The following is an 11,931-nucleotide window of genomic DNA, read 5'->3' as shown; positions in this document are numbered from 1 at the left end:
CGTTCCCGATAGGAGCCGAACCGGTGAGGTCGCAATCAGGGGATGGGAGCTGGGAAGACCCTGCCATCGAACAGCTTTCGGGCGGTTCGGATGGTGCCTGCCCCTTGGATCTTCCCATCGCCGTCGAGGTCGAGAAAGACTTCCATGTCTCCGCTCGGATGTTCGATCCTGTAGCGCCCGTCGCGCGGAGCAACCGAAAGCCCTTGCGCGGGAGAGCCTGCCAGTCGCGTAGTGGTCGCCACCGTTACCGCTGCGAGGACGCCGACAGAAGCGTGCACGCGATGGGGAATGAAACTGCGGGTACTGATCGCGCCTCCGTGCTTCGGTACCGAGATCAGCGTCATTTTCGGGACCGAAGCCGTAGTGACATCACCAAGATTCATCATCGGCCCGGCTTGCAGCCGAATGGACTCTATCCGTTGCTTGATCGCGTCGTTACCTTCGAGCTCTTCACGCGACTCCTCGCCCGTCAAACCGAAATCCGACGCTCGCATGATGACGCACGGCATGCCGTTATCGATCAGCGTCGCCTCGATACCGTCGATCATATCAACCGCGTTGCCGGTCGGCAGCAACGCTCCGCACATCGATCCTTCGGTGTTCGTAAACAGGATCGGAATTGCGGCATGACGTCCCGGTACGCCGGCGATGCTTGTCTCGCCGGCATAGCTCACCTTTCCGTCCGGTGTCGCGATCCTGGCGACCGCCACCTCGCCTGAATTGACCATGTGGATCCTCACGGACGTGACATCGCCCACAACGGATACCAGTCCGCGCTCGATAGCGGCAGGGCCGACGCCGGCCAGGATGTTTCCACACCCCTGGGCGTCGCTGACGAGCGCTTTGTCGACGAAAACCTGCAGGAACAGATAGTCGACGTCGGCGTCATCGCGGGTCGGGGGCGAGAGCACCGCAACCTTCGACGTCAACGGATCAGCCCCTCCTATTCCATCGATCTGCCGTGGATCGGGTGATCCCATGATCGCAAGGAGCAGCCGATCGCGCTCCTGTTGATCGCCGGGAAGGTCTCCAGCCAGGAAATAAGCTCCCTTCGATGTGCCACCGCGCATCCAAAGGCAGGGGACGCCGTCCTCATACATATTTGAGGCCCCTCTCCGCCAGCTTGGCTCGCATATCGTAGATGTCTAGGCCAAGCTCGCCTGCGGCAAGGCGCTTGCGCTTCATGTCCTCGTTTGCGATCCGCTTTTCGGCGGCCGCGGCAACCTGCTCGGCCTCCGCGCGCTTGACAACACAGACGCCGTCGTCGTCCGCCACGATGATATCCCCGGCGTCGACATGCGCGCCTGCGCAGACGATCGGGATATTGACCGAGCCAAGCGTCTCCTTCACCGTTCCCTGAGCGGAAACGGCCTTCGACCAGACAGGAAACTTCATTGCCGTGAGATCGCGGATGTCGCGGACACCTGCATCAATGATCAACCCGCAGCATCCGCGAGCGAGCGCCGAAGTTGCCAGCAGATCCCCGAAATAGCCGTTGTCGCAAGGCGAGGTCGGCGCAAGAACGAGCACGTCGCCTTCCCTGATCTGCTCGATCGCAACATGGATCATCCAGTTGTCGCCGGGAGGAGCCGAAATCGTCACCGCCGATCCCGCGATCTGGGCACCCGGATAGATCGGCCGCATGTGGCTTGCGAGCATTCCCCTGCGGCCCTGGGCCTCATGGACGGTGGCGACACCTGCCGAAGCAAGCCGATCGATGATCGACGCGTCCACACGTTCGATGTTCTGTACGACGACACCCATGTCAGTCTCCCTTCGTTCCCGCCGGTGGCGTGCCGTGGGTGTGAAATGTCTCGATGGTCTTCAATCCCCAGGCTTGTCCCTTCCTGCGCTCGGCCTCGGTCCAGACCACCGGTTCCCAATCCGGCGCAAGGATGAGGCGCGCGCCCGCATTGGCGAGCTCGACGCGGTTACCGGCCGGCTCCCAGACGTATAGAAAGAACGTTCCCTGGATGGCGTGCTTGTGGGGGCCGGTTTCGATGTGAACGCCGTTTTCCAGGAATATGTCGGCAGCACGCAGAATGTCTTCGCGGCTGTCCGTCGCGTAGGTGACATGGTGCAGGCGCGCGTCTCCGCGGCCATGCTCCTCCGTGCACGCAAGGTCGTAGCCCTTGTTGTTGATCGTGAACCAGCAGCCGCCGATCCGCCCGTTGTCGAGCTCGATCATTTCGGTGACGCGAGATCCCAGGCAGGTCTGCATGAACCGCCTGAACTCCGAAACATCCGAAGCCAAAAGGTTCAGGTGATCGAGCCGCCTCGGATGGCAGCCCAGCCCATGGTAGCGCGACGCGACGTTCTTCAGGGCTGGCCTTTCGGCGTCGGACGGGCGGAAGCGGACCGTATCATAGTATATCTCGAACACATGCCCGAAAGGATCTTCGAACCGGAAGGAACGACCATGGCCCGGATCGCCGTCGGTCCAGCCAAGCACCTTATAGCCGCTCGCCTCGATCGCCTTGACCCTCCGCTCGAGCGCCTCGGGAGACGATGCCCGATAGGCGATGTGCCCGACGCCGGTCGTGTGGTGGCGCGTGAGCTTCAGCGTGTGGAATTCATAGTCATCCCACGCCCTGAGATAGGCGGATTTTTCATCCTGGCCGGAAAGCGTCAGACCGTAGACCCGCAGAAAGAAGTCGAGACTTTCATCGAATTTGTTCGTGTACATCTCGACGTGCGCCAGATGCGCGATGTCGAAGCATGGTTCCATCTCCGTCCTCCCCGAGCCGATCAAAGCTCGTCGACCGTTCGCGGAAAGACCGACTGGAAGCCTTCCGCATACTTCGCAGCCCGTCCACCGGACTGGCCGCCAGAATTTCGCTGGAAGTGGTTGGCCCGATTCTGGGCAACCCGGGTATAAAACTCCCAGAGATGCTCCTGACCTTCCATGCACTCGATCGCCGCACGCTTCTTTTCCCAGACCGGGGTGATATCAAGGAAGACATCCGGCTTCCATCCCATCTGCTCCGTCTGATGCGGTTCGAAGAGATAAAGCTGCGGTGCGCCAAGAACCTTCTGGCCGGGATTATGGCCCCATGCCTGGGCGATCATCCGCGTCTCGAGGGCAACCTGCGTCGCGTACATATGATCGGTGTTGTAAGGATCATATTGCGAATGACTGAGCATGAAGGACGGCTGCACGTCTCTGACCACATCGACCAGACGATACTTGTCATCGTCTGTCAGCCGTAACGGATAGTCCCCCAGATCGAAGCTGATGAGATTGTGCACGCCAAGCGCGCTTGCGGCGTTCTCGGCCTCGGATCGGCGAGTGGCCTTCACCCGATCGAGCGTCATGCCCGGCTCTTTCCAGAGCTTTGCCGATTCACCGCGCTCACCGAAGGAAAGGCAGACAACCGTCACCTCGTAGCCTTTCTGCGCATGCAGCGCGATTGCGCCCCCGCACCGCCAGACGAAATCCGCCGCATGCGCGCTGATCACCAGCGCAGTCTTCTTTTCCGACATGTGATGTCTCCTTACTGATCGACCGGGATTTCATGCCTGAAGGGGCTGTTTGCCAATTTGGAATTGCGATCGAAGCAATAAGTTTTCGCTATAGGAGAATTGGCCGTGAGCTCGGAAGGCTCATTGCTATAGCTTTTTCTTATATCTTGAAGACCATTTTGAAATAGGAATTCCGCCCTCTTGCCGACACCTTAGGAATGGAAACGGGCCTGGACGATCTCATCCGGGCCATCAACAAGACGTGCGCTCTGCCATATCGATTAGGGCGGCTGACACGGGGAGGAGAGATGCTGACCCTTCTGTTCGATGGGCTTGCCTATGGAATGCTATTGTTCATCCTTTCGTGCGGGCTGGCAGTCACGCTTGGTCTGATGAACTTCATCAACCTGGCGCACGGTGCCTTTGCAATGGCGGGCGGCTACGTCACTGTCGTCCTGACCAATCGCTGGGGCGTGCCGTTCCTGCTGACGCTACCGATCGCCTTCATATTGACGGCCGTCATCGGGCTTGTCCTTGAGCGGACGCTCTATGTCAGGCTCTTCGACAAGACTCATCTCGACCAGGTCCTCTTTTCCATCGGAATCGTCTTCATCGCAGTCGCCGGTATGGATTATCTGATGGGCTCCCAGCAGCAGATCCTCGACCTTCCGGATTTCTTGAAGGGGCGCGTGACGATATTGGGCGTCGGTATCGGCGTCTATCGCGCATTCCTGATCGCCACTTGCGGCGTGCTAGCCGCGTGCCTGCAGCTCGTCCTGAGCCATACGCGTTTCGGAAGCCGGCTACGGGCGTCCGTCGATGACCGGCGGGTGGCCCGTGGCATCGGTATTCGCGTTAATACGATCTTCGCCGCAACTTTTGCCGTTGGATCAGGTCTGGCAGGGCTCGGCGGCGCGCTGGGTGCGGAAATCCTTGGCCTGGATCCGACCTTCCCTCTGAAATTCATGGTTTATTTCCTGATCGTCGTTTCGGTCGGCGGAACGTCCAGCATGACGGGACCGCTGGTCGCCTCGATCCTGCTCGGCGTGGCCGACGTTCTCGGCAAATATTATGTCCCATCGCTTGGCGGCTTCATCATCTACATCGTTCTCGTGGCCGTGCTCGTCGTCCGCCCGCAGGGACTCTTCACGAGGGCCGGATGATGTCGCATTCCGCCAATACTCAAGATCCGCTCACCAGTTCGGTCAAGGAAAGTCTTCGGCGGCAAACCCGCTGGCGCGCGCTTGAAATCGCGTTTTGGATCGCGGCGGTCGCGGCTTGGTTTCTTCTGCCGGGCAAGCATCTCATCCTCACCGAGATCGCCATCTTCGCCCTGTTTGCACTGTCGATCGACCTGATAATCGGATTTGCCGGGATCGTGACGCTGGGCCAGGCCGCGATGTACGGTGTCGGCGCCTACGCCAGCGGCTTGTTCTCGATCTACGTGACCGGAGAGCCTCTAACCGGCCTCCTGGTGGCAGCCTTTGCCGGGGCCGCCGTCGCGCTGTCGACCAGCTTCCTGCTTCTACGCGGTGCGGATCTTACGCGACTGATGGTGACGCTCGGTGTCGCGGCAGTCCTGCTCGAAATCGCCAATCAGGCCACCTGGCTGACGGGTGGCGCGGACGGTCTGCAGGGCATCACCATTCAGCCGCTCTTCGGCACGATCGATTTCGATCTCTATGGGCATGTTGGGTACGCATACAGCCTTTCGGTTCTCTTCGTCCTTTTCGTTCTTGCCCGTTACATCGTCGCGTCTCCCTTCGGTAATTCGCTGAAGGCCATCCGCGATAATCCGCTCCGAGCGTCGGCCGTCGGCATCCCGGTCAAGGGCCGCCTCGTCGCAATCTACACGCTGGCCGGAGCCTATGCCGCCGTAGCCGGAGCACTCTTCAGCCAAACGCAGCAGTTCGTTTCGCTTGATGCGCTTTCCTTCCAGAAATCCGCCGATGGTTTGATGGTCCTTGTCATCGGCGGTACGGGATACCTCTATGGCGGCCTGATCGGAGCTCTGGTCTACGAACTGATCCAGGACGCGCTCTCTTCAGTCACACCGCAATATTGGCAGTTCTGGCTCGGCATACTGCTCGTCGCCTTCGTCATGACCGGGCGGGATCGGCCAAGACAGATCGTCGAACGGCTCACCGCAAAAGTGCTCGCCATGCGCAAAACGCCAACACCGGCCAAGGCCGCGGAGGGAGGCAAGTCATGACCACTCCTGCCCTTGAGACCCGGGATCTCAATAAGACATTCGGCGCACTGAACGCTACGACGAACGTCAACTTCCGGCTTGAACCTGGCGCCCGCCATGCTCTGATCGGACCGAACGGTGCCGGCAAGACGACCTTCATCAATCTCCTGACCGGCGTTTTGCAACCGTCCCGCGGCGACGTCATTCTCCACGGGGAGAGCATCATTGGCCTGAAACGCGAGCGCCGCGTTCGGAAAGGCCTCGTACGCACGTTCCAGATCAATCAGCTCTTTGCCGGGCTGACGGTCATAGAAAGCCTCGCGCTCGTCATCAGCGAACGCAGCGGGCGCGGATGGAACTGGCTGCGGCCGACACATGCCGTTGCCGGCATCGAGCGGGAAATCGCAGCTCTGCTGAAAGACTTCGGCCTCGATGGCGTCGGAGACGAAAAATGTCTCGCCCTTCCCTATGGCAAGCAGCGCCTTCTCGAAATTGCGCTGGCAATCGCCTGCCGCCCGCGCGTCCTGTTGCTCGACGAACCGGCCGCCGGCGTTCCCGAGGCCGATCGAAAAGAAGTGATGCAACACATATCGAGGCTGTCATCGGACGTATCGATCCTTCTGATCGAACACGACATGGATCTGGTGTTCAATTTCGCCAATAGAATCTCCGTTCTCGTCGCCGGCGCATTGTTTGCGGAAGGTAGCGTCGATCAGATCGCGAGGGATCAGCGCGTCAAGGAAGTCTATCTTGGAGGGGCAGCACATGGCTGAGCTCCTGCGGATCGAATCCCTTTCTGCCGGATATGGCAAGGCGACCGTCCTTCACGGCGTCAGCCTATCGGTCGAACCTGGAACAGCCGTCGCACTTTTGGGGCGCAATGGCGTCGGCAAGACGACGACCCTCAACACGATCGTCGGCTTGACCCGATATCGATCAGGGTCGATTCGGCTGCAGGGTACGGCTATTCAAGGCATGCCGCCCGAACGGCGTGTCGAGGCCGGCATCGGTTGGGTTCCGCAGGAACGTGGAATTTTCCGGTCGCTGACGGTCGAGGAAAACATAACGGCGGTTGCCCGACCCGGCCGGTGGACGCTGTCAGCAGTCTACGATCTCTTCCCGCGGCTCAAGGAACGGCGATCGAATCTCGGAAACCAGCTTTCCGGTGGAGAGCAGCAGATGTTGTCGATTGGCCGTGCGCTCGTGCTTAATCCAATCCTCCTGCTTCTCGACGAACCGACGGAAGGACTGGCGCCGATCATCGTCGAGGAACTTCTCGCGGCCATCCGCAGAATTGTTCGCGGCGAGGGACTTGCGGCAATCATCGTCGAACAACACGCACAGCAACTGCTCGCGATTACCGACAAGGCAATCATCCTCGACCGGGGAAGCGTCGCCTATTCCGGCGACAGCAGCCGCCTGGCAGAGGATCGCCAGACACTGGGCAAGTTCCTTGGCGTGGGCACAACCGAATGAAGAAGCGCCACACCGACCGCAAGCCGAAATCAGAACGCAAGTGAGACGAAAAGACAGGATGGGCTGCGGGGAGAGATCTTTCCGCATGTCGAACAAAGAAAGAAGGAGGAGAGAATGAATACCAAGAAGATGATTACCGGCATCATGGCCGCTCTTGCGATCATGGCCGCGACGACCACCGCGCCCAGGGCGGAAGACACAGTCAAGGTCGGCGTCGTCATCCCAATGACCGGCGGCTTCCAGTCAAATGGCCGCCAGATCAACGCAGCGCTCAAGACCTATGTTGCGACCCATGGAGAGACCGCTGGCGGCAAGAAGGTCGAATTTATTGTCAAGGACGATGGCAGCTCCGCAGACAACGCCCTGCGCATCTCGCAGGAACTCGTCACGAGCGACAAGGTTTCGATCCTGACCGGGTTTGGCAACACGCCAACCGCCCTTTCGGTTGCGCAGATTTCCAAGCGCGCCAAGATCCCGCAGATCATCATGGTTGCAGCGACGTCCTCGATTATGAAGGCGTCGCCCTACATGCTGCGCACATCCTGGACCATTCCGCAGGTCGCAAGCGTCATCGGCAAATGGGCGCCCGAAAACGGCACGAAGAAGTTCGTCAGCATCGTCTCGGATTACGGTCCGGGCGCAGACGCAGAAGAATGGTTCTCCAAAACGCTCGAAGCCAATGGCGGTTCCGTGATCTCGAAGCTGAAGGTCCCGCTCGCAAACCCGGATTTCGCGCCGTTCCTTCAGCGCGCGGCCGACGAAAAGCCGGAAGGCCTGTTCGTCTTCGTCCCAACCGGCGCGGGCGCAGCATTCATGAAGCAGTTCGTCGAACGCGGACTGGACAAATCCGGCATCAAGGTCGTCGCGATGGCCGACGTCACCGACGACGATCTCCTCAACGATATGGGCGCGCCGGCCCTTGGCGTCATCACCGGCGGTCCCTACTCGACGAACCACGCATCGCCGGAAAACCAGGCCTTCGTCGACACCTTCAAGAAGAACAACAACGGCATGCGCCCGAACATGGTCGCCGCAGCGGCGTGGGACGCGCTCGATCTCATCTATAAGACGCTCGACAAGACGAAGGGTGACGCGACGGGCGATACCTTTGTGAAAGCTGCCGAGGGAATGCAGCTTCAAAGTCCGCGCGGCCCGATTTCGATCGACCCGCAGACGCGCGACATCGTGCAGAATATCTACATGCGCAAGGTCGAGAAGGTCGGCGACGAATTCTACAACACGGAATTCCAAACGATCGAAAACGTGAAAGATCCAGCACACTAGTTCTTGCCGGGGGCGGCGCATTGTTTCCGCCCCCTTCAAAAACCATGCCACAGTGAAGGGTGGAGAGTGTTTGATGACGATAGGTCTGATCGGTTTTGGCGAAGCGGCACAGGCTTTCGTCTCGGGATGGCGTTCGGAGATCCTGGGCGTGGAAGGGCACGGCGCCATTTCGACCTTCGACTTGAAAGTCGAAGACCCCGCTCTTCGAACGGGACTGCGTGAGACATGCGATAGCCTTGGTGTCCACTGCGCCGGCACTCCGGGCGAGGCGCTTGCAGCCAAAAGGATTGTGTTCAGTCTCGTGACGGCGGACAATGCTCTGCAAGCAGCCGAGCGTGCGGCAAGCTTTCTGGCCTCTGGCGTCCTGTATCTCGACTGCAACTCCTGCTCGCCGAAGACGAAGGCGATGGCTGCCGGAATCGTCGAAGCAGCTGGAGCCATCTATGTCGACGTTGCGGTCATGTCTCCCGTGCACCCTGCCCGCCACCGCACGCCGCTCCTGGTATCGGGCGCGGCAGCCGAGCAGGCGCAGGCCGCGCTGGCGGAATTGCATATGAATGCAAAGCTTGCCGGCGGCAATGTCGGAGAGGCTTCGTCTGTCAAGATGCTTCGCTCTGTCATGATCAAGGGTTTCGAGGCCTTGACGGCGGAATGCTTTCTGGCGGCTCGAAGGGCCGGCGTGGAAAAAGCGGTGCTTGCCTCTCTTCAATCCTCCGATCCGGGGATAGACTGGAACATGCGGGCCGCCTACAACCTTGAAAGAATGATGGTTCACGGAAAGCGGCGGGCTTCGGAGATGGTCGAAGTCGCTGCCACCCTGAGGGAATTGGGACTGCCAGACCGCATGGCCGTTGCGACCGCGGACTGGCAGCGCCAGATCGGTGAACTCGTCATTCGACCCGAGGCAAGTACCCTCGAAGCAAGAGCCGACATGATCTTGGAGTCCTACCCGGATTGAACGACGAGACACCTTCAACAGCGCAAATCCAGCACAATCTTCGGCATCTGCGGGTCTTCCTCGCCGTCATAGACACCAAATCCGTGACCAAGGCCGCCGCAACCAGCCATCTTTCGCAGCCGGCGGTGACGCAGGCGCTGACAAAAATCGAGCGTGAGCTGCGGACGACATTATTCACCAGGACGCCTCAAGGCCTTTTTGCAAATAGTCGGGGCGATCTTCTGGCGGAGCGGGTGAAACGGGCGTTCGGCTACCTTGACCCGGCATTGAACGAGCTCAGTCCACGCCTAAAGCTGGTTGCGACCACCTCGCAGCTTCGTGCGTTAATCGCCGTGCGCGAGTGCGAGAACTTCACCCTTGCAGCAAAGAAACTGGGTGTCGCGCAACCGACCGTCCACAGAGCCGTCACTCAGCTCGAGGAAGAAGCGGGGCGAGCGCTTTTCGAGCGGACTTCCTATGGCATCGTAGCCACGCGGATGGCCAATTCGGTCGCGCAGGCGGCACGTCTTGCATTGGCGGAGCTGGCCCAGGCCGAGGTGGACCTTGCCGAGGCAAATCAGGAGGAGGCCGGGACCGTCGTCATCGGCGCGATGCCTCTTTCGCGATCCTTCGTGCTCCCCAGAGCCATTGCCGAATTCAGAAAGCTTCGTCCGCGGACACCGGTCCATGTCCTGGAGGGACCCTATGCCGATCTGCTTGCCGGGCTTCGGCGCGGCGAAATCGACTTCCTCATCGGGGCACTGAGAGAACCGGCTCCGATCGGTGACATCGAGCAGCGGTTCCTATTCACCGACACGATCGTCGTCGTCGCCGGCACCGGGCATCCGCTTGTTGGACAAGCAAAGCCTACTCCTGAAGAACTCGCATCCTATCCCTGGGTCGTCGGGCAGAAGGGAACGCCGATCCGAAAGCATTTCGACGCGCTGTTCGAGGGTTTGGCAAAACGACCGGCTGCGATCGTCGAATCAAGCTCGCTGATCTTGATGCGAGAACTTCTAAGCAGGACCAATCATCTGGGATGCATCTCCTTTCTGCAGGCCCAGGCAGAGCTAACCCGCGGCCTTCTCAAGGCCTTGCCGCTCCATCTGGAGCATACGGCAAGACCCATCGGCTTAACGTTGCGAAGGACCTGGCTGCCGACCGCTCCGCAACGTTTGTTTCTGGATCTTGTCACGCAGACCGATACCGTCCCCTAAGGACATTTATTGACATAGAGCAAACACCAAGCGGCTCTTGATCTCGGGCTCAAGGTGCTCCAGCTGGCCGGTGATCCGGTTTCGACTTAACGCGCATGATTTTCCGAGCGGATATAAACCTGTAATGCTTTCTGGATTTTCCAATATTTAATTTATTATTTTGAATAGCTTAGTTATATTCCCGAATGAGGCTCATCAGATATTTTCATCCAGGATACCACCAAGACGCCACCCAAATTCGGCTATATCGAATGCAAATCGGGTGAAAACTCGACTAAATGAAAAGGCACGGAAACTACTGTGAACCTTCCGATATGGAAAATCGCCCCTGTCGGCATATTTATCGCACGGTTAGATCGATCACTGGTTGATTAAATCGCCCCCAACTACCTGCAAGCGTGTCATCCGCATATAATATGACGGCGCTGTTTGCTTGAAGCTACGAAACCCTGCTTCCAAAGCGCGACCGGCGTGAGCTTGGTCGAGTTTGTGGCATCGAACGGCCGCATATGGAGTTTACATAGCCGCCGCCCTGACTTACGGGATGGCGCAGCACGGGTTGAGGGTGAAGGATCATGTTGATCACGCAAAGCGACTACAATCGGATTTACCGGGTCATCAACAGCCTGCTAGTCAACGAAAACGCCAATCCGGCCACGGCTTCGATGTATTTTAGTACTTTCGGGGCATTCATCCTCGAACATCATTTCAAGCTCAAGGCAAAGCCGAAGAGCGGTCTGGCCGCTTACAATTTTGAAGGAAAGCACATCCTCTTCGCAGACCAGCGCGAGGATGGTTATGTTTCTGGTGCTGGTGAGAACTTTCACTGCTGGGTCGAGGCTGATGAGTGGGCAATCGATTTCATGGCCCCGGCGTTCTCCGAGAGTATGCCGGGTTTGGTGATACCACCGAAAATGTTTCAGCGCCCGCTCTCATCAATGCGCCCGTCCATCAATGATTTAAGCCAATCCGGTGATTTCTTCTATCGTTCCGAACCTGATGCAACGAGCCGCCGTTTCGCGGATTGGCGCAAGCATCCGATGATTGGAGACCTTGCCAGCGTCGCCGCGAGCTGGTTCCGGAAATCCCCCAAAAAGATGCAGGCGACGATCACCGTGCGGCACCCGGATGGGAAATCCAACATCGTTCCACTCATCGGTTACTCCCTCGTCGGTGCGTGGTAAGCTTCGCAGGAGCGCATCCGCACATGATGGAATATCCTTGCGACCCCCTTGAATTTTCTTGTGCACCGTGACGGCATGATCCCGCACCGCTTCGCTCACTTATTGCGACAACGATGGAGTTGACGCCAGGATTGGGCTCGCTACTTGGTCAGCAATTGCTGAATACTGAATAGATGACGG

12 protein-coding genes are annotated in these 11,931 nt (G+C 59.0%); 8 read left to right on the top strand and 4 right to left on the bottom strand.

Going from position 1 to position 11,931, the window contains the following annotated elements; all coding sequences use genetic code 11:
• Nucleotides 1-35: 35 nt before the first annotated feature.
• The 4 genes from AC13Q5_RS16710 to AC13Q5_RS16695 are packed head-to-tail and all read right to left on the bottom strand — an operon-like array spanning nucleotide 36 to nucleotide 3,483.
• Nucleotides 36-1,100, bottom strand: coding sequence for a 4-oxalomesaconate tautomerase (locus AC13Q5_RS16710; protein ID WP_488502480.1), 1,065 nt, complete (start codon nucleotides 1,098-1,100; stop codon nucleotides 36-38).
• Entirely contained in the window at nucleotides 1,093-1,764 is a 672-nt protein-coding gene (locus tag AC13Q5_RS16705; RefSeq protein WP_488502479.1) for a 4-carboxy-4-hydroxy-2-oxoadipate aldolase/oxaloacetate decarboxylase, read from the bottom strand. Before AC13Q5_RS16705 ends, AC13Q5_RS16710 begins: the two co-directional genes overlap by 8 nt.
• A gap of 1 nt (nucleotide 1,765) precedes the next feature.
• Complete coding sequence (locus AC13Q5_RS16700; protein WP_488502478.1) at nucleotides 1,766-2,728, bottom strand: VOC family protein; 963 nt, start codon at nucleotides 2,726-2,728, stop codon at nucleotides 1,766-1,768.
• Nucleotides 2,729-2,748: 20 nt separating this feature from the next.
• Nucleotides 2,749-3,483, bottom strand: a complete 735-nt coding sequence (locus AC13Q5_RS16695) for a PIG-L deacetylase family protein (protein ID WP_488502477.1) — start codon at nucleotides 3,481-3,483, stop codon at nucleotides 2,749-2,751.
• A 287-nt stretch (nucleotides 3,484-3,770) separates the two neighbouring features.
• Here AC13Q5_RS16695 and AC13Q5_RS16690 point away from each other — a divergent pair, with 287 nt between their 5' ends.
• The 8 genes from AC13Q5_RS16690 (at nucleotide 3,771) to AC13Q5_RS16655 (ending at nucleotide 11,751) form a co-directional block, all read left to right on the top strand.
• Nucleotides 3,771-4,625, top strand: coding sequence for a branched-chain amino acid ABC transporter permease (locus AC13Q5_RS16690; RefSeq protein WP_488502476.1), 855 nt, complete (start codon nucleotides 3,771-3,773; stop codon nucleotides 4,623-4,625).
• Nucleotides 4,625-5,674 (top strand): branched-chain amino acid ABC transporter permease, encoded by a 1,050-nt coding sequence (locus AC13Q5_RS16685; RefSeq protein WP_457881654.1) that lies wholly within the window; start codon nucleotides 4,625-4,627, stop codon nucleotides 5,672-5,674. Before AC13Q5_RS16690 ends, AC13Q5_RS16685 begins: the two co-directional genes overlap by 1 nt.
• A complete protein-coding gene (locus AC13Q5_RS16680) occupies nucleotides 5,671-6,426 on the top strand; it encodes an ABC transporter ATP-binding protein (protein WP_457881607.1) in 756 nt (251 codons plus the stop codon). Before AC13Q5_RS16685 ends, AC13Q5_RS16680 begins: the two co-directional genes overlap by 4 nt.
• Nucleotides 6,419-7,129 carry an ABC transporter ATP-binding protein gene (locus tag AC13Q5_RS16675; protein WP_488502475.1) on the top strand — a complete coding sequence of 237 codons (711 nt, stop codon included), beginning with the start codon at nucleotides 6,419-6,421 and terminating at the stop codon, nucleotides 7,127-7,129. Before AC13Q5_RS16680 ends, AC13Q5_RS16675 begins: the two co-directional genes overlap by 8 nt.
• 114 nt (nucleotides 7,130-7,243) lie before the next feature.
• Nucleotides 7,244-8,413, top strand: a complete 1,170-nt coding sequence (locus tag AC13Q5_RS16670) for an ABC transporter substrate-binding protein (RefSeq protein ID WP_488502474.1) — start codon at nucleotides 7,244-7,246, stop codon at nucleotides 8,411-8,413.
• A gap of 73 nt (nucleotides 8,414-8,486) precedes the next feature.
• Nucleotides 8,487-9,371 (top strand): NAD(P)-dependent oxidoreductase, encoded by an 885-nt coding sequence (locus AC13Q5_RS16665; protein ID WP_488502473.1) that lies wholly within the window; start codon nucleotides 8,487-8,489, stop codon nucleotides 9,369-9,371.
• On the top strand, nucleotides 9,368-10,567 hold the full coding sequence (locus AC13Q5_RS16660; RefSeq protein ID WP_075853860.1) for a LysR family transcriptional regulator: 1,200 nt from the start codon (nucleotides 9,368-9,370) through the stop codon (nucleotides 10,565-10,567). Before AC13Q5_RS16665 ends, AC13Q5_RS16660 begins: the two co-directional genes overlap by 4 nt.
• 575 nt (nucleotides 10,568-11,142) lie before the next feature.
• Nucleotides 11,143-11,751 (top strand): DUF2026 family protein, encoded by a 609-nt coding sequence (locus tag AC13Q5_RS16655; RefSeq protein WP_488502472.1) that lies wholly within the window; start codon nucleotides 11,143-11,145, stop codon nucleotides 11,749-11,751.
• The last annotated feature ends 180 nt before the right edge of the window (nucleotides 11,752-11,931 follow it).

Source organism: Martinezella sp. CNPSo 3964, assembly GCF_057784375.1.
This window is presented reverse-complemented; position numbering and strand designations above follow the sequence as displayed.